Annotated in this window: 20 protein-coding genes and 1 pseudogene (1 of these 21 running past the window's edge); 8 read left to right on the forward strand and 13 right to left on the reverse strand. The window is 57.2% G+C overall.

From position 1 onward, the window contains the following. On the reverse strand, positions 1 to 754 hold the 5' portion of the coding sequence (gene tyrS, locus AC4ANE_RS24250; RefSeq protein WP_010203126.1) for a tyrosine--tRNA ligase. Its footprint begins 458 nt before the window's first position; only the first 754 of its 1,212 coding nucleotides appear in the window; it begins with the start codon at positions 752 to 754; the stop codon falls past the left edge of the window. A 201-nt stretch (positions 755 to 955) separates the two neighbouring features. On the opposite strand from tyrS, the gene AC4ANE_RS24255 reads away from it, so the two are divergent. Then, the gene (locus AC4ANE_RS24255) at positions 956 to 2,374 is read left to right on the forward strand and encodes a peptidoglycan DD-metalloendopeptidase family protein (RefSeq protein WP_005743959.1); all 1,419 of its coding nucleotides are present in this window, start codon (positions 956 to 958) and stop codon (positions 2,372 to 2,374) included. Positions 2,375 to 2,377: 3 nt separating this feature from the next. After that, a complete protein-coding gene (locus tag AC4ANE_RS24260) occupies positions 2,378 to 3,472 on the forward strand; it encodes an anhydro-N-acetylmuramic acid kinase (RefSeq protein ID WP_002551954.1) in 1,095 nt (364 codons plus the stop codon). 62 nt (positions 3,473 to 3,534) lie between these two features. On the opposite strand, the gene erpA is transcribed toward AC4ANE_RS24260, so the two are convergent. Both erpA and argC read right to left on the reverse strand, forming a co-directional pair. Beyond that, positions 3,535 to 3,885, reverse strand: a complete 351-nt coding sequence (gene erpA, locus AC4ANE_RS24265; protein WP_002551953.1) for an iron-sulfur cluster insertion protein ErpA — start codon at positions 3,883 to 3,885, stop codon at positions 3,535 to 3,537. A 99-nt stretch (positions 3,886 to 3,984) separates the two neighbouring features. Continuing rightward, a complete protein-coding gene (argC, locus tag AC4ANE_RS24270; RefSeq protein WP_002551952.1) occupies positions 3,985 to 5,019 on the reverse strand; it encodes an N-acetyl-gamma-glutamyl-phosphate reductase in 1,035 nt (344 codons plus the stop codon). A gap of 133 nt (positions 5,020 to 5,152) precedes the next feature. On the opposite strand from argC, the gene hemJ reads away from it, so the two are divergent. From hemJ to coq7, 5 genes are all read left to right on the forward strand, one after another. Continuing rightward, entirely contained in the window at positions 5,153 to 5,581 is a 429-nt protein-coding gene (hemJ, locus tag AC4ANE_RS24275; protein WP_002551951.1) for a protoporphyrinogen oxidase HemJ, read from the forward strand. A 108-nt stretch (positions 5,582 to 5,689) separates the two neighbouring features. Beyond that, positions 5,690 to 6,598, forward strand: a complete 909-nt coding sequence (locus tag AC4ANE_RS24280) for a DUF805 domain-containing protein (RefSeq protein WP_002551950.1) — start codon at positions 5,690 to 5,692, stop codon at positions 6,596 to 6,598. Positions 6,599 to 6,661: 63 nt separating this feature from the next. After that, positions 6,662 to 7,438, forward strand: a complete 777-nt coding sequence (locus tag AC4ANE_RS24285) for an SDR family NAD(P)-dependent oxidoreductase (protein WP_002551949.1) — start codon at positions 6,662 to 6,664, stop codon at positions 7,436 to 7,438. Positions 7,439 to 7,541: 103 nt separating this feature from the next. Further along, positions 7,542 to 7,880 carry a histidine triad nucleotide-binding protein gene (locus tag AC4ANE_RS24290; RefSeq protein WP_002551948.1) on the forward strand — a complete coding sequence of 113 codons (339 nt, stop codon included), beginning with the start codon at positions 7,542 to 7,544 and terminating at the stop codon, positions 7,878 to 7,880. A 122-nt stretch (positions 7,881 to 8,002) separates the two neighbouring features. After that, positions 8,003 to 8,650 carry a 2-polyprenyl-3-methyl-6-methoxy-1,4-benzoquinone monooxygenase gene (coq7, locus tag AC4ANE_RS24295; RefSeq protein ID WP_002551947.1) on the forward strand — a complete coding sequence of 216 codons (648 nt, stop codon included), beginning with the start codon at positions 8,003 to 8,005 and terminating at the stop codon, positions 8,648 to 8,650. A gap of 76 nt (positions 8,651 to 8,726) precedes the next feature. Here coq7 and speD read toward each other — a convergent pair whose 3' ends face one another. Together speD and AC4ANE_RS24305 are read right to left on the reverse strand one after the other, a co-directional pair. Next, on the reverse strand, positions 8,727 to 9,521 hold the full coding sequence (speD, locus tag AC4ANE_RS24300; protein ID WP_002551946.1) for an adenosylmethionine decarboxylase: 795 nt from the start codon (positions 9,519 to 9,521) through the stop codon (positions 8,727 to 8,729). Positions 9,522 to 9,763: 242 nt separating this feature from the next. Further along, positions 9,764 to 10,186 (reverse strand): OsmC family protein, encoded by a 423-nt coding sequence (locus AC4ANE_RS24305; RefSeq protein ID WP_002551945.1) that lies wholly within the window; start codon positions 10,184 to 10,186, stop codon positions 9,764 to 9,766. Between the two features lie 209 nt (positions 10,187 to 10,395). Here AC4ANE_RS24305 and crp point away from each other — a divergent pair, with 209 nt between their 5' ends. Next, positions 10,396 to 11,040: a cAMP-activated global transcriptional regulator CRP gene (gene crp / locus AC4ANE_RS24310; protein WP_005743964.1), complete on the forward strand. Its 645-nt coding sequence runs from the start codon at positions 10,396 to 10,398 to the stop codon at positions 11,038 to 11,040. An 11-nt stretch (positions 11,041 to 11,051) separates the two neighbouring features. Here the strand turns inward: crp and AC4ANE_RS24315 are convergent, their stop codons facing one another. From AC4ANE_RS24315 to AC4ANE_RS24350, 8 genes and pseudogenes are all read right to left on the reverse strand, one after another. Continuing rightward, positions 11,052 to 11,747 (reverse strand): lipoyl protein ligase domain-containing protein, encoded by a 696-nt coding sequence (locus tag AC4ANE_RS24315; protein WP_002551943.1) that lies wholly within the window; start codon positions 11,745 to 11,747, stop codon positions 11,052 to 11,054. A gap of 29 nt (positions 11,748 to 11,776) precedes the next feature. After that, the gene (gene trpC, locus AC4ANE_RS24320; RefSeq protein ID WP_002551942.1) at positions 11,777 to 12,613 is read right to left on the reverse strand and encodes an indole-3-glycerol phosphate synthase TrpC; all 837 of its coding nucleotides are present in this window, start codon (positions 12,611 to 12,613) and stop codon (positions 11,777 to 11,779) included. Beyond that, a complete protein-coding gene (gene trpD / locus AC4ANE_RS24325) occupies positions 12,610 to 13,659 on the reverse strand; it encodes an anthranilate phosphoribosyltransferase (RefSeq protein WP_005733295.1) in 1,050 nt (349 codons plus the stop codon). Before trpD ends, trpC begins: the two co-directional genes overlap by 4 nt. A gap of 21 nt (positions 13,660 to 13,680) precedes the next feature. Continuing rightward, positions 13,681 to 14,280, reverse strand: a complete 600-nt coding sequence (locus AC4ANE_RS24330; RefSeq protein WP_002551940.1) for an aminodeoxychorismate/anthranilate synthase component II — start codon at positions 14,278 to 14,280, stop codon at positions 13,681 to 13,683. Positions 14,281 to 14,692: 412 nt separating this feature from the next. Next, positions 14,693 to 15,202: a lysis system spanin subunit gene (locus tag AC4ANE_RS24335; RefSeq protein WP_005733294.1), complete on the reverse strand. Its 510-nt coding sequence runs from the start codon at positions 15,200 to 15,202 to the stop codon at positions 14,693 to 14,695. Next, positions 15,199 to 15,744 (reverse strand): glycoside hydrolase family 19 protein, encoded by a 546-nt coding sequence (locus AC4ANE_RS24340; RefSeq protein ID WP_002551931.1) that lies wholly within the window; start codon positions 15,742 to 15,744, stop codon positions 15,199 to 15,201. The genes AC4ANE_RS24335 and AC4ANE_RS24340 overlap by 4 nt, the downstream gene beginning before the upstream one ends. 242 nt (positions 15,745 to 15,986) lie before the next feature. After that, positions 15,987 to 16,415: a tail fiber assembly protein gene (locus AC4ANE_RS24345; protein ID WP_082301225.1), complete on the reverse strand. Its 429-nt coding sequence runs from the start codon at positions 16,413 to 16,415 to the stop codon at positions 15,987 to 15,989. A 425-nt stretch (positions 16,416 to 16,840) separates the two neighbouring features. Beyond that, positions 16,841 to 17,407: pseudogene (locus tag AC4ANE_RS24350) on the reverse strand (tail fiber assembly protein). Between the last annotated feature and the right edge of the window lie 2 nt (positions 17,408 to 17,409).

A 17,409-nucleotide genomic window follows, 5' to 3' on the forward strand; every position in this document is an offset into this window, starting at 1 on the left:
GAATCGATACCAGCTTGCTGTACATAATGCCCGGTGCTTCCTGAATACCAACGTAGTTGCCCAGCGACTTGGACATCTTCTTCACGCCATCCAGGCCTTCCAGCAGCGGCATGGTCAGAATGCATTGCGGCTCCTGCCCATAAGCGCGCTGAAGCTCGCGCCCCATCAGCAGGTTGAATTTCTGATCAGTACCACCCAGTTCGACGTCAGCCTTCAAGGCCACTGAGTCGTAACCCTGCACCAGCGGGTAAAGGAATTCGTGGATGGCGATGGACTGGTTGCTTTTATAGCGCTTGTCGAAATCGTCACGCTCAAGCATACGGGCGACCGTGTACTGCGAAGACAATCGAATGAAGTCAGCCGGGCTCAGCTTGTCCATCCAGGTGGAGTTGAACGCCACCTCGGTTTTGGCCGGATCGAGAATCTTGAAAACCTGAGACTTGTAGGTTTCGGCGTAGTCGAGAACCTGCTCACGAGTAAGCGGCGGACGCGTGGCGCTTTTGCCGCTCGGGTCGCCGATCATGCCGGTGAAATCACCGATCAGGAAGATGATCTGATGCCCCAGATCCTGAAACTGGCGCAGCTTATTAATAAGCACCGTGTGCCCAAGGTGCAGATCGGGCGCTGTCGGGTCGAAACCAGCCTTGATACGCAGTGGCTGGCCACGCTTCAGCTTCTCGACCAGTTCGGCCTCGACCAGGAGTTCATCCGCACCGCGCTTGATCAGCGCCAGCTGCTCTTCAACCGACTTCATTTCAGCCCCCAATTCAAAGGGAACCAACCTTACAAGATCAGAGCCCAATTACAAGTTTTGCCCAGCGTTCGCCTGCGAATCAGTGACTGATACGCGGGAAGGGTTGCTTCGAGCAGGTTTTGGTTATATTTTATACAGTTATTTCATCTTCATCATGTCATTCATCTTTTCCATTTCACCTTTTTCAAAGTCAAATTACCTATGAAAGACACACCGCCTAAAGCGCCCCCGCTTTATCCGAAGAGTCACCTGCTCGCTGCAAGCGGCATTGCCGCATTGTTGAGCCTGGCTCTCCTGGTTTTCCCTTCCAGCGAAGTTGAAGCCAAACGAACGAACCTTTCCCTTGATCTGGAGATGCCGGATCAGGACGTACAAGATCAAGACGCTCCAGACGCTGCTCAAGCCACACCTGAAACCACTGAATCGCCATTTGCCCAGATCGACAATGCCGATGACCAGGCTCAAGACACCGCCACAGCACAGTCTGACGCAGAAAAGCCGGCACCAGCCAAAGACCCTAACCATCGGGAAGTGATCGTCAGCAAGGGCGACACGCTTTCGACTCTGTTCGAAAAAGTCGGGCTGCCAGCCGCTACCGTTCATGAAGTACTGGCCAGCGACAAGCAGGCCAAACAGTTCACCAAGCTGCAGAACGGGCAAACCCTGCAGTTCGAACTATCGCCGGACGGCCAGCTCAAGCAACTGCATACCAAACTCAGCGAGCTCGAGACCATCAGCCTGTCGAAATCGGCTTCCGGCTTCGTTTTCAATCGCGAGATCAGCAAGCCCAATGTGCGCAATGCGTATGTGCATGGCGTGATCAACAGCTCACTTTCGCAATCCGCGCAGCGCGCTGGCCTGACTCATAGCATGACAATGGACATGGCCAACATCTTCGGCTACGACATCGACTTCGCGCAGGACATCCGCAAGGGTGACGAGTTTGACGTGGTGTATGAGCAGAAAGTGGTCAACGGCAAAAGCGTCGGCACAGGTAATATCCTGTCCGCTCGCTTTACAAACCGCGGCAAGACCTACACCGCCGTTCGTTACACCAACAAGCAAGGCAATACCAATTACTACACGGCCGACGGCAACAGCATGCGCAAGGCATTCATCCGCACCCCGGTAGACTTTGCCCGCATCAGCTCCATGTTCTCGATGGGTCGCAAACACCCTATCCTCAACAAGATCCGTGCGCACAAGGGCGTCGACTATGCGGCGCCACGCGGTACGCCGATCAAGGCAACCGGCGACGGCAAGGTTCTGCTCGCTGGCCGTCGCGGCGGTTACGGCAATACCGTCATCATCCAGCACGGCGATACCTACCGCACGCTGTACGGTCATATGCAAGGCTTTGCCAAAGGCATACAAACCGGCGGAACCGTTAAACAGGGCCAGGTAATCGGCTATATTGGAACTACCGGCTTGTCTACCGGCCCGCACTTGCACTATGAATTTCAGGTCAATGGCGTTCACGTAGACCCGCTGGGCCAGAAGCTTCCGATGGCGGATCCGATCGCCAAATCCGAAAAACAGCGGTTCATGCAACAAAGCCAGCCGTTGATGGCGCGCATGGATCAGGAAAAGGCCACCACGCTGGCCTCGAATAAAAGGTAATCCATGGACTTCTTCTATATAGGTGTGATGTCCGGCAGCAGTCTCGATGGGATTGATATCGCCCTTTTGAAGCAGGATGACCGCTCAAGGCTTCTGGCTACTCACTACATCCCGATGCCGGAAGATCTGCATGCCGAACTGCTGGGGCTTTGCTCCAGTGGCGTCGATGAGCTTGCACGTGCAGCAATCGCCGAGCAGAAGTGGTGCAGGCTGGTCGCACAGGGCGTGCAGACCTTGCTGGAAGATCAAAACATGGTGCCTGCTCAGATTCGCGCCATTGGCAGCCACGGCCAGACTATTCGTCATGAACCTGCTCGCGGCTACAGCATTCAGATCGGCAACCCGGCGCTGCTGGCAGAGCTGACCGAAATCACCGTGGTAAGCGATTTTCGTCGTCGCGACATCGCCGCAGGCGGACAGGGTGCGCCGCTCGTGCCCGCCTTCCACGAAGCACTGTTCGACGATAACAAAGACCACCGCGCTGTATTGAACATCGGCGGCTTCAGCAATCTGAGCCTGATCGAATCCGATCGCCCGGTCGAAGGCTTCGATTGCGGTCCAGGCAACGTGCTGCTGGATGCCTGGATACAATCCCAGCGCCATGAAAGCTACGACAAGGACGGGGCATGGGCGGCGAGCGGCGAGGTTGATCAAGCGCTTCTCAAGAAGCTGCTCAGCGATCAGTTTTTCCTGACCAAAGGCCCAAAAAGCACCGGTCGGGAAGTGTTCAACCTGGGTTGGGTGCACCATCATCTGTTCCAGCTGCCAACATTGACACCTGAAGACGTGCAAGCCACGCTGCTGGAACTGACTGCATTGACCATCACAGAGTCCCTGCAATCGGCACAAGCGATCACCAAGGAGCTTCTGGTCTGTGGCGGCGGCGCACATAACAAGGCGCTGATGAAACGCCTTGCAGAGCTATTGCCTGACACCGAGGTCAGCAGTACCGAGAAGTTCGGCGTGGACCCTGACTGGGTTGAGGCCATGGCATTTGCCTGGCTGGCTCATTGCTGCCTCGAAGGCGTACCGGCCAACCGCCCAACGGTAACCGGCGCTAAAGGCAGACGTGTTCTGGGCGCGATCTACCCCGCCTGACCTCGTGCCTGAACGCAAAACGCCGCTCAATGAGCGGCGTTTTTGTTTACAACAAGCTTCAATCAGATCGAGAACGACGAGCCACAACCACAGGTCGTGGAAGCATTCGGGTTTTTGATCACGAATCGCGAACCCTCAAGCCCTTCCTGATAATCGACCTCTGCGCCAGCCAGGTACTGGAAGCTCATCGGATCGACAACCAGACTTACGCCCTCGCGCTCGACGATAGTGTCATCGTCGGCCACGTCTTCATCAAACGTAAAGCCATACTGAAAACCTGAACAACCGCCACCTGTAACGAATACACGCAGTTTGAGACGATCATTGCCCTCTTCGTCGACCAGGGTTTTCACCTTGTGCGCTGCATTCGGAGTGAACTCCAAAGCGGTAGGCGTGAAGGATTCGACACTCATGTCAGATATCTCCCGGCGTTAGCCGTCGTAATGCGTAATGACGGCATTATCCGCTTCTCCTAGAAAATCGGTCAACTATTTGCTGGACGGCGGCAGTGCTTACGGCATCATGCCCGCGTGAGACAAACCGGCGCGCTCATCAAGACCAAACAGGATGTTCATATTCTGAACCGCCTGACCTGACGCGCCTTTGACCAGATTGTCGATAACCGACAGCACGACAACCAGATCGCCGCCCTGCGGACGGTGTACCGCGATGCGGCAAACGTTGGCTCCGCGCACACTGCGGGTCTCGGGATGGCTGCCAGCGGGCATTACATCCACAAAAGGCTCGTCGGCGTAGCGCTTCTCGAACAGCGCTTGCAGATCCACCGAACGATCAGCGACTGTCGCATAGAGGGTGGAATGAATGCCACGAATCATCGGCACCAGATGCGGAACAAACGTCAGGCCGATATCACCGCCCGCAGCGCGACGCAGGCCCTGAGTGATTTCAGGCAGGTGACGATGGCCCTTCACGGCGTAAGCCTTGAAGCTTTCATTGGCTTCCGAATACAGAGAACCAATGCTCAGGCCACGTCCGGCACCGCTCACGCCGGATTTGCAGTCGGCAATAAGGCGAGTGTTGTCGGCAATGCCCGCCTCAAGCAACGGCAGGAAACCCAATTGTGTAGCTGTCGGATAGCAACCCGGCACGGCGATGAGCCGAGCATTCTTGATCTGTTCGCGATTGACTTCCGGCAATCCGTAAACCGCATCCTGCAGCAGCTGCGGAGCACCGTGCGGCTGGCCGTACCACTTGGCCCACTCGACCGGGTCCTGCAGACGGAAGTCGGCAGACAGGTCGATCACCTTGGAGCCTGCCGCAAGCAGTTCACCGGCCAGTGCATGAGCAACACCGTGGGGCGTGGCGAAGAACACCACGTCACAGGCACCCAGGGTTTTCACGTCAGGTACGCTGAAAGCCAGGCCGTCGTAGTGACCTCGCAGGTTCGGGTACATCTCGGCGACTGGCATGCCGGCCTCCGAGCGCGAGGTAATGACCACTACTTCTGCCTGCGGATGCTGTGCCAACAGACGCAGCAGCTCGACCCCGGTGTAACCCGTGCCGCCGACAATACCGACCTTGACCATAACCTGCCCTCAACGAAACAACTGGAAAGCGGTCGATAATAGGAGCCTATCGCCTCTGCGACAACCGACAACGTGACGTATGGACGCACAAGACACTACTATTCGGCCACCGTGAACCTGGGAATAATCAAAAATGCTCTATCTATGGGTCAAAGCGCTGCATGTCATTTCAATGGTCTGCTGGTTTGCAGCCCTGTTCTATCTACCAAGACTGTTCGTCTATCACTCGATGAGTGAGGACACGGTCAGCCGCGAGCGCTTCATGGTGATGGAACGCAAGCTCTACCGAGGCATCATGACCCCGGCGATGATCGCAACGCTGGTCTTCGGCGGCTGGCTGATCAGCTTTGACGTCAGCGGCTATTTCAGTCAGGGCTGGATGCACGCCAAGCTCGCACTGGTTGTCCTGCTGATCGGCTATCACCACGTCTGCGGCGCACAGATGAAACGCTTTGCCCGTGGTGAAAATGGCCGCAGCCATGTGTTTTATCGCTGGTTCAACGAGATTCCTGTGCTGATCCTGATCGCTATCGTCATTCTGGTCATCGTCAAACCCTTCTGACCGGAAAGCATTCGGCCTCTCCAGTAACACACCAGGGCGCTCGGCTTTACGCAATGTGTAACGCAAGCGCCCGGTACTGTCCCCAACCACAAGACAAGGAAGCCCTGTATGGCCGATTCCCTCTTCAAGATTATATTTGAAGGACAGGTGCGTGAAGGCGTCGAGCTTGATACCGCGAAGGCCAACCTTGCGGGGTTGTTCAAAAGTGAAGCTCGCGCAGTGCAAAAGTTGTTCAACGGCCAGCCCGTTGCGCTCAAGCGCGGGCTGACCCATACGAATGCTGAGCGCTACCTGAAGGCACTTAATGACGCAGGCGTCGAAGCACGCATCGAACCTGACAGTGACATCAGCCTGAGCCTCAATGAAATAGCCAGCGCGCCGCCACAAAAACCCGCGCATCTGGAAATATCGCCCTATGCGCCGCCCAAAGCAAAGGTTGGCGGTGATCAGCCAGAGCATTCGACTCTAAAAGTCCTGAGCATAAACGGGCGCATCGGGCGTTTGCGCTATCTGGCCTGGAGCCTGGTATTGAGCGCAGCGGCACTGGCGCTGGTTGCCGTGTGCCTGCTGACGATGAACGAGTCACTGGTCGCTGGCGGGCTGCTGAGCGCAGTGGTGCTCGTGGTGTTTGCAGTCATCGGTGCACAGATCGGTATACAACGGCTGCACGACCTGGGCTGGTCGGGCTGGCTTTTACTGCTGACGATGGTGCCCTTCATAGGCAGCGTCTTCCCGTTCCTCATGGTCCTGCTGCCGGGTACAAAAGGCCCCAATCAGTTCGGCCGACCGCCACCGCCGAACTCGAAAGGCGTAAAGACGCTGGCCGTTCTGTGGTTGTTGCTGCTACCGATTATTCTGATCGGCCTCACTGCCGGAGGCGCAGGCATGCTGCGCGACGAGCTGGAATTGCAGACCGACGAGTACGAGCAATCCCTCCCGTACGACGATGAACAAGACCAGGACAGTGCCTTGATCGTGCCGGTGGATGTCAACAAAGAGTTCAAAGAAACACAGTGACACGTAATAGACTGCTCACGGTTCGGCAGACTGCCGGGCGCAATATGCTCAATGGAGAAATGCATGACCCGTTACGCCCTGATCACCGGCGCGTCCAGCGGCATAGGCCTGGCGATGGCCGAAGCGCTGGCACGCCGTGGTCGCAGCCTGATTCTGGTCGCCCGTCAGCGCGACCTGCTGGAAACAATTGCACTGGAATTGACTCAGCGTTTTGGCGTGGAAGTGCTGTTTCGTGCATGCGACCTGGGCGAACCGCTGCGACTCTCGGGCTTCCTGCTGGAGCTGGAAGACGGCGCGCATCAGATTGACCTGCTGGTCAATGCAGCGGGCATCGGCACGTGCGGACCTTTTCTGGCGCAGGACTGGAGCGCCGAGCAGGACCTGATCGACCTGAACATCCTCGCTCTGACGCGCCTGTGCCATACGGTCGGCAACCTCATGGCCATTCAGGGCGGTGGGCAGATACTCAATGTCGCCTCGGTGGCGGCTTTCCAGCCAGGGCCGTGGATGAGCACCTACTACGCGAGCAAAGCGTATGTGCTGCATTTTTCCGAGGGGCTGCGCGAGGAAGTGAAGAAGGCCGGGGTGAAGGTCTCGGTGTTGTGCCCCGGCCCGACCCGAACGGCTTTTTTCCGTACCGCGCAGTTGCAGGTCAATGTCGACAACCTGATGAGCCCCGAAGAAGTGGCCCTGTATACCGTTCGCGCACTGGCAAAGGACCGTGCAGTGATCATCCCCGGCTTCAGCACCCGCCTATGGACGTTCAGCCCGCGCCTGGTCTCGCGCTGGCTGGCCCGCCAGATCAGCGGCTACATCAACAGGAAGTACTGCCCACGCTGACAGACAAACGACTGGGCGAGCGGCGTCTCGCTCAGTACACTCAGGCGCACTGCTGCACAGCGATACCCTGCGACGACCATCAACCGACAAGGAGCAAACGGCTGTGGAAACTTTGTTTACCAAGATCATCAATCGGGAAATTCCGGCGAAGATCATCTACGAAGATGACCAGGTACTGGCTTTTCACGACATCGCCCCACAGGCACCCGTGCATTTTCTGGTTATCCCGAAAAAGCCCATTCGGACCCTGAACGATCTGACCGAAGAAGACAAAGGCCTGGCGGGGCATATCATGTTCACAGCGCAGCGTCTGGCTATTGAACTGGGTTGTGAAGAAGGCTTCCGCGTGGTCATGAATTGCAATGATCTGGGCGGACAGACCGTTTATCACATTCACATGCATGTACTCGGTCAGCGTCAGATGAACTGGCCGCCGGGCTGATCCCGCGTTTCCGGGCTTTGCAGCCGGTCAGCGGCCGTTATGTTCGCTGGCCGGTCGACACAAGCCCCTGCTGCCTGCGGCCGATTCGGGTAAACTGCCCACATGATCTTCCGGAGGTGCCCATGGCTACCGAACGTCACTATTCCCCCCTCGACCGTCTTTTACTGCAAGCCGATAGCGCAATGCGCACATTGCTGCCATTGAGCGCACATCCGCAGCGCCCCTCCCCTGCGGTTGTCCAGCCCGATCACAAGATGAGCGACGTCGACACACGCCACGTTGCAGGCCTGATGCGCATCAACCATACAGGTGAAGTCTGCGCCCAGGCGCTGTACCAGGGGCAGGCGCTGACAGCGAAGCTGCCCAAGGTGCGCAAGGCGATGGAGCATGCGGCTGAAGAGGAAATCGATCACCTTGTGTGGTGCGAACAGCGCATTCATCAGCTTGGCAGCCATACCAGCGTGCTGAACCCGCTGTTCTACGGACTGTCATTCGGGATCGGTGCGGTAGCTGGCGTTATCAGCGACCGGGTCAGCCTGGGTTTCGTCGCGGCGACAGAGGATCAGGTCTGCAAGCACTTGAGTGAGCACCTTGAGCAATTGCCGAGCGAAGACGGAAAGTCGCGGGCCATTCTGGAACAGATGCTTAATGATGAAGAACACCATGCCGAGTCAGCGCTGGAAGCAGGCGGCTTTCGCTTCCCGGCACCGGTCAAGTTTGGCATGAGCGTACTGGCCAAGGTCATGACCAAGTCGACTTATCGCATCTGACGACGCATCAGGACGGATAAGGACGAATAAAAAAGGCGCCTGCATCAGGCGCCTTTTTAATGTCCGGAATCCGGGCTTATACGGCTACGTTACGGCCGTAGAAGATTTCCAGCATTTCGTGTTTGACCTTGGCGGTCACTTGTTCGCGCTGCTCGGCAGACAAGTTGCTGGTCGCGTCTCCGAACAGGTAGTTATCCAGTTCGAACTGCTTGAGCAGCATCTTGGTGTGGAACAGGTTTTCCTGATACACGTTCACGTCGGTCATCTGGTAACCGTTGCGCGTGTCTTCGGACAGGTAATTCTGGATCGAGTTGATTTCATGATCGATGAAGTGCTTCTTGCCTTCCACGTCACGGGTAAAGCCGCGCACGCGATAATCGACGGTCACGATATCCGACTCAAACTTGTGAATCAGGTAATTCAACGCCTTGAGCGGTGAAATAACGCCACAGGTCGACACATCGATATCCACGCGGAACGTGGCGATGCCATCTACCGGGTGAATTTCCGGGTAGGTATGAACCGTGATGTGGCTCTTGTCCAGGTGCGCCAGGATGGTTTCCGGCAGTGGACCTGGCGACTCTTCGATCTGGCTTTCGGTAGGCGTCACCGGCTGCTCGGAGATCAGAATGGTCACACTGGCACCTTGTGGATCGTAATCCTGACGTGCAATGTTCAGGATGTTGGCACCAATGATATCGACAACATCAGTCAGAATCCGCGTCAGGCGTTCTGCGTCGTACACACTGTTGATGTATTCGACATACGCCTGCTGGTCCTGCGGGGTTTCCGCATAGCAGATGTCATAAATGTTGAAGCTCAAGGTCTTTGTCAGGTTATTGAACCCGTGGAGCTTGAGTTTGCTTTTCACCGTTAAAAACTCTCTATATGGGTGCGGCGCCAGCCGCGTGATCAAGCATGCCCGTCAGTTGAGTCCGGCTCATCTGCGTAGGACGGTTAACACCTCTTCGCGTTGGCGATTTTGGTTGTCTGTTCGGGCCGGCAGCAGAAAACCAGTACATGCTGCGCCCTGAAAAAGTGGCGCATTATGCAGACGTCCGAAGCCGTCTGCCAGAGTGTGCGCCGTTTTTATGATCGTTGGATGTCTGGCGTTCAGGTCAACTCGACAATTTCATAATCGTGAGTGATCTCCACTCCCGCGTTTCCGAGCATTATAGAAGCAGAGCAATACTTCTCCGCCGACAGCTCGATAGCCCGTTTGACCTGAGCTTCTTTCAGGCCGCGACCCTTGACGACGAAGTGCAGATGAATTTTGGTGAACACTTTCGGATCTTCATCCGCGCGCTCGGCTTCAAGAAATGCCTCGCAGCTTTCCACTGGCTGGCGCGACTTCTTCAGGATGCTCACCACGTCAAAGTTGCTGCAGCCGCCCAGACCGATCAACACCATTTCCATCGGGCGTACACCCAGGTTGCGGCCACCGCTTTCAGGCGGGCCGTCCATCACTACTACATGACCGCTGCCGGATTCGCCGAGGAACATGGCTTCGCCAGCCCATTGAATGCGTGCCTTCATCGCCAGGACTCCACTGTAAAAAAGGGGTCGCCAGCTTAGCACAGCGCCAAACGCTGCCTGGACGCATTGGGAAAATGCTTTTTGTAGGAAACGCGTAGGAATATTCGCAAATAGCTTCCTACACGTCTGGAAAAGCTGGTGAGAATGCAGGCGCAGCCGATACCTACAGGTATGCCATTTGGCCATACACCTTATTTCGGAAGTCACGCATGGTCGCAATAACTTTTACGCCCAAAGCAAACAGTCTCGACAAGCTGCTGCCCCATGCGGAACGCCGCCGCTGCCCCGCCAAAAGCAACATCATCAATGCGGGTGATCGCTCTGAGTCGCTGTTTCTGATCTTGAAAGGCTCAGTCACGGTTCTGATCGAAGATGACGAAAGACGCGAGATGATCGTCGCCTATCTCAACAGCGGGGATTTTTTTGGTGAACTGGGTCTGTTTGAGCAGCCGGGACGCGAATCCGTGCGCAGCGCATGGGTGCGAGCCAAGACCGAATGCGAAGTGGCCGAGATTTCATACGGCGCCTTCCGCGAGCTGACCCGCCAGGAGCCGGAAATTCTCTACGCGCTGGGCAGTCAGATGGCCGAGCGCCTGCGCAACACCACACGCAAGGTCGGTGATCTGGCGTTTCTCGATGTCACCGGGCGAGTAGCTCGCACGTTGCTTGAGCTGTGCAAGCAGCCAGATGCAATGACCCACCCGGACGGGATGCAGATCAAGATTACCCGCCAGGAGATCGGACGCATCGTAGGCTGTTCAAGAGAGATGGTCGGGCGCGTGCTCAAGGCCCTGGAAGAGCAGAGCCTGGTCAACGTCAAGGGAAAAACGATGGTGGTGTACGGTACGCGCTGAACCTCTGCCAATCAGAGTTCAGCGAGTAGCTGCCGATAGGCCTGCGCCAGACGCGGCAGAACGTCGACATCCGGAAACACTTCGTGCAAGGCAACGTGGCTTTCGGCCCGGATACGTGGCTCAAGCTCACAAAGCTCGTTGAAGCGGTTGACCGCTCCCGCCATCTGTACACGTTCATCATCCAGCAGCAATGCGCCGTGGGCCAACACCACAGGACGCGTTCCGCCCTGACTCTGCCGCCAGCGCTGGGCTGTTCCGACCATCTTGCGACCATCAAGGTTGACGTTGAAGCGGCCGTCACAGAATGCACCTGCCACTTCGCCCAATGAAGCCTGGCCGCCCAATTCGACCAGCAGGTCGAGCAGCGGCTGACACAAGCGCAGGTAGGCGGTTTCTATGCGGTCACGATCAACATCAGCAGCGGGCTGTGCATAGACCAGCGCGATATTCACCGTGGAAGAGGATTGTGGCACCGGCTCACCACGGGTTTCACGCAACAACACGGGCCATCCATTGTCAGCCAGAGTCTCGCTGGCCTCGACAAAACCCGGCAAGCGGCTCATGCGCCGCGGCATGACCAGCGCCCGATCAGTAGGTCGCCAGAACAGCAACCCATGATCGGCAGCGCCGGAGCACACAGCCGCCAGAAGGTCCTGCTCGGCCTGCAAGCCTTGTTCGACGCAGATGTCGATGATCGAGTCTTGCATGCCGGACCTCAGCGTGGTGTTCAGTTCAGTCAGTCGATGGACGGGCCGCTCGCCGCAAGCTTGCGCTCCGGAAAGAACAGCCGCTGCAACTCGGCGCCCGGGTGTTCGGCGCGCATGAAAGCCTCGCCCACCAGGAACGAATAGACATCGTTGATTTCCATCAGCTCGACATCCGCACGATTGAGAATGCCGCTTTCGGTGATGACCAAGCGATCACGCGGGATACGCGGTAGCAACTCCAGCGTGGTTTCCAGGCTCACTTCAAAGGTGTGGAGGTTGCGATTGTTGACACCCACCAGCGGTGTATCAAGCGTCTTGAGTGCGCGCTCCAGCTCGTCGCCGTCGTGCACCTCGACCAGTACGTCCAGCCCGACACGCTTGGCAACGTCGGCCAGCTCAGCCATTTGCGCGTCTTCCAGTGCCGACACGATCAGCAGAATGCAGTCAGCGCCCAGCGCGCGAGCCTCGACCACTTGATAAGGATCGATCATGAAATCCTTGCGGATCACCGGCAAATTGCACGCCGCCCGCGCTTCCTGAAGATAGGCATCGGAACCCTGAAAGAAATCGACATCAGTGAGCACTGAAAGACAGGTCGCGCCTCCCGCCTGATAACTTCTGGCGATCTCGCCCGGCAGAAAATTCTCCCGGATAACGCCTTTGCTTGGAGACGCCTTTTTGACTTCTGCGATGACGGCAGGCAGCTTCAACCTGGCCTGAGTGATCAGCGCGTTGGCAAAGCCACGTGGCGCACCGGCGCTGGCGACCTGTTGTTCAAGTTCGGCGAGGCTGACAATTGCTCGACGGGCCGCAATTTCCTCGGCCTTTCGGACAAGAATCTTTTCCAGTACGGTTGGCACGCTCATGCTTCGTTCTCCTGTTTGAATACTGCCGTGAAGGCACCCAACTCTTCCAGCTTTTCCCGCGCAAGGCCGGTGTGCAGGGCATCGTGTGCCAAGGCCACACCCTCTTTCAGGCTGGTCGCATGATCGGCAGCATAGAGCGCGGCGCCGGCGTTAAGCACGATCATTTCCGCGGCTTTCTGACCGTTCTCGGTCTTGCGACGTCCCAGCGCATCGCGAATCAGCTCCAGCGAAGCCGCCGGGCTTTCCACGGCAAGGCCGTACAGACTCTGGCTTTTGATGCCCAGGTCTTCGGGCTGTACCCAGTATTCAGTCACTTCGCCATTTTTCAGCTCGGCAACGAAGGTCGGCGCGGCCAGACTGAACTCGTCCAGGCCGTCCTGCGAGTGCACCACCAGCACATGCTTGCTGCCCAGCCGCAGCAGCACTTCGGCCAGCGGCCGGCATAACGCCTGATTGAACACGCCGACGATCTGGTGGCGAACGCCCGCCGGATTGGTCAGCGGACCAAGCATATTGAACAGTGTGCGCAGACCCAGCTCGCGGCGCGGCCCGGCAGTGTGCTTCATGGCCGTGTGATGAGACTGGGCGAACATGAAACCGATGCCCACGCTGTCAATGCAGCGAGCCACCTGAACAGGCGTAAGGTTCAGATAAACCCCGGCGGCTTCCAGCAGGTCGGCGCTGCCGCTCTTGCCCGACACGGCGCGGTTGCCGTGTTTGGCCACCGTGCAGCCAGCAGCGGCGATGACAAAAGCCGACGCCGTGGACACGTTGAAAATATTTGCGCCGTCACCGCCAGTGCCAACGATGTCTACAACGCCATCCAGTGTTTTCAGCTCGACACTGCTGGCCAGCTCACGCATGACCGAAACAGCACCGACGATCTCATCGATGGTTTCACTCTTCATGCGCATGCCCATCAGAAACGCACCGATCTGCGCTTCGGTGCATTGGCCGGTCATGATCTCGCGCATGACGTCGCGCATCTCGTCAGTGGTCAGGTCCAGCTGGTTGACCACGCGGTTCAGCGCGCTTTTGATGTTCATGGGGGTAGTCATAAAAAATCCTTAGCCCTGACGATGGCCGCCGCTCTGCTTGAGAAAGTTGGCGAACAGCTCGTGGCCCTGCTCGGTCAGAATCGACTCAGGGTGAAACTGTACCCCTTCCACGTTCAACGTTTTGTGACGCAGGCCCATTATCTCGTCAACCGAGCCGTCTTCCAGCGCAGTCCAGGCGGTCACTTCCAGGCACTCGGGCAAGGTATCGCTTTTTACCACCAGCGAGTGGTAGCGGGTTACCACCAGTGGATGATTAAGGCCTTCGAACACACCGCCGTCCTGATGCACCACCGGGCTGGTTTTGCCGTGCATCACCTGACGCGCACGCACCACATCGCCACCAAAGGCCTGTCCGATGGACTGATGCCCCAGGCACACACCCAGAATCGGCAGTTTGCCCGCGAAATGTTTGATCACTTCAAGCGAGACACCGGCTTCATTGGGTGTGCACGGGCCAGGCGAGACCACGATGCGCTCGGGGTTCAGGGCCTCGATCTGTTCAATGGTCAGTTCGTCGTTACGAATGACTTTGACATCGGCCCCCAGCTCACCGAGGTACTGCACGACGTTGTAGGTGAACGAATCGTAGTTATCGATCATCAGCAGCATTTTGCTATCAACCTTTTGATTTACTGACTTGATTCAGGCCTTCCGGATTCCACTTCGCCCATGCGTCCCCTCTTCAGCCACAACGCTGGGGGTGACAGAGGCAAAGGCATCACATATCGAAGGCATACAGGTACGGGTCCGGCAGGGCCGGCAAGGAAATAGTCAGGCGCGCCAACGCCAACGGGCGTGAGCCTTGATAACGCGCATCAAGAGTTTGCTGACAGTCGTCACGGAAGGGGTCTCATCGGTACGTTTCGGGACATTAGCGTACCGAACCGACCGGTGCAATATGAATGTACCGGGCTGCGCCGATTGAAAAGCGGTTAAAGGCTGAAAAGAGGGCCGCACCTCCTTGCGGAGGCGGGTTTCAGGCAGGGGCACGATGGCCAAAGGTGGGGTGCCGGAGGGAACATCAGTGCGCAATCTCGCGCACGTAGGCCTGGCAGGCCTTCAAAGCGATCAATCCCTGATCGCCGTAGTCGGTGATGGCGACAATTCGTCCAGCAGCCGCTGGGTCAAGTTCGCCTCGCGAGCTTCCATGAACCACGCCGCCGGAACCGGAGGCGGTTGGCATTCCATCGCCACCGGTGGGGCTGGCAAGGAGGACTGACAGCCGCAAATCAGCGGTAGCCAGACGATCACGCAAGCGGGCCTGAGAAGTCTGTGCATCGCTCAGTTCCTTATGAATGGTTGTATCGTTATCTTGCAGACGGAGTTCCAGCGCCCGTCTTCGTGCTTGTTCAGCGTTCTGCCAGTCGACGACCGCCAGCGCCGCCTGCTCGCGCTCTTGCTGCCAAGCCAGCGTTTGCGTAGACAGTTGCAGACCATAGTGAGCCGCCTGCCACTGCCAAGCGGCCCATGTACCCAGCCCTGACCCCAGCACGAATGCGAGGATCAGGAATCGCATATCCAGCACTTTCACGGCAGCACCTCCAATGCCCGCTGGTAAAGCGCCTGCCGATCTGCCAGGCCATTGGTGCCTCCGTTGATACGGCGGGTGATCATCAGAAAATCACCCTTGTCTGCCAGCGCGTTGAGGTTGGCACGGTCCCAGAACCACGCTGCCGACATGGCGGCATGCTCCGGCTGTTCAAGCAGTTGCGGCTGGCGCAACAAGTCCAGCCCCCGCGCCTCCCCGCACGCTTCGTAGTTAGCCCGCCCCGTCACCTGAATCAGCCCGCGCCCTCGGTACAGTTGACCGTCGCCATCTGCCTCTGGCGTGTTGCCCAGACGCAGCGCCAACTGCCCGGTGTCGTACTTGGCCAGATAGCTGTCGCTACCCAGCTCGCGCACATAACGAAGCTGCCCGGACTCATGCCCGATCTGGGCGATGAACGCGGCGATACGCAGCCGGGTGTCGATGGTGTAGCGGGCCATGGCGATGTTGAGAGCAGGAACAAAAACGCCGGCTTTAGGGCCGGCGTTGGGGAGGATTTGCAGTAGTTGTTGCTGGTTGATAGGCATGGTTACTCCTGCCTTGCTTATGAAGCTCGTCAGTGTCCCCAATCGACGAAGCTCTCGTGACTCAAAAGCGACGCGCATTAGGGGTAACAAACGCCCCATCATTGCGAGGCGTCGTTACCTGAGTCGTTAGCAGCAGTCATGTCGGCTGGTCGCGGCGATATCGAAAGCATAAACAGTAACGCCAGCTTCAGAGCCGGCGTCGGATGCAATTCGTTTTCGCGCTCGCCCTACCAAATGGCCAACTACTCAGAAGGTGGCACATACACAAAAGGCTGCGCAGGAGCTACGGGCCAGTCGAACTTCCTTGGATAACCTGGCAATGTATCAATCAGGGAAAGCCGCACGCGATAAAGACGGAACGCGTACAGCTCAGCGTTTATTGCTGGCACGGATTTCAATTGCTCTTCGGTCACCAGATTCATTGCTATGGCGTCTTGAAGAATATCCAGTTCGTCCAGCAGCGAGTGGATTCGATAGGTAGCGTTACTTGACAAGTTATTTCGCTGACTCGTCACCTGCTGCAAGACCGCCTCCTCGGTCGGCTCGAGAACCGGGCCGAACTCACCGGCGAGGGCACGGTTAAACAGATCGACTCCATGAGCAGCGGAGTCGTTGGGAGATGCACTAAAAGGCACCTCGCCGTAAGTGTCTTTAAACTCTGCAAACAACACCCACAGATTAATGTATGTATGTGTGTGTCATATCGGACCAACGTGGATCACGAGCGCTTATTACTGTGTACATAGGAATACCTTTGATTTTCTATTGAGAAAGTATGGGTTTATGAATGATTGACGCTTGCGGGTGTCGGCGGACCTCCTGTTTCGTTTAAGGACAGGAACTAAAACGCCGGCGGTGGGGCCGGCGTCAGGGATGATGTTGAGTTGTTGTTGCGGGCCAAGAGGCATTGATCCTCCCAAGGGCTTGCGGGACTAGCCCACCCCATGAGCCGATAAAGCTCTCCTGTTCAAAAGCGAGATTAAATGGCGAATAAAACAACTCCCCCTCAGAGCGGGGCAGTTCGTCTGTACTCGCGCCCTACCGGGGCTAGCTGTTCAGTAGGCAACGGGCAAAAAAACCGCTCTCGCGGTCATGTTTACAGGGCAGTTGCATCGGAGGGCGGTGAAGGCCATTTGACCTGGAGAGGGTAATCCGGGGTTTGCTCGATCCGGTTCAGTTCTACGCTATAGCGTTTCCATTCGAGCAAACTTGCCTTCTCGGCCTCGGTAGCATCTCCCAGTTCTTCGGCATACTGCAACGGGGCGATACGTGTAGCTGCTTGCTGCAAACGCTGGTCACGAACCAGCAGAGCGGCGGACGCCAAAGCGGTCTTCTGCGCTTCGGTATCAAGAACCCATTCACCCTCTCGCCAAACGTAATACTTGCCGGGCCATTGTTTGGCGGTAAGCCGTTCAGGCGGCAGACCGAGGCTGCTCCACTCCTCTACCGAGCCGTCGTTTATTCGATACATCAAGCCACGGCGATCTATGACCTGCTGCAGCTCACCGTTTATCAGTGTCCAGGCAAATCCTGTGTTCGGTTCGCTGAGCAATTCGGTCATGCTTACAGCATTGCTGGGCGTTTGCTCGCCCAGTCAAGGAACAATCGGTAATTCAACAGGCCCTATCAAGGCCCCAGAGTCATCTATCAAGTAAGTAGGCATAA

It is taken from the genome of Pseudomonas sp. Pme6b, assembly GCF_058129925.1.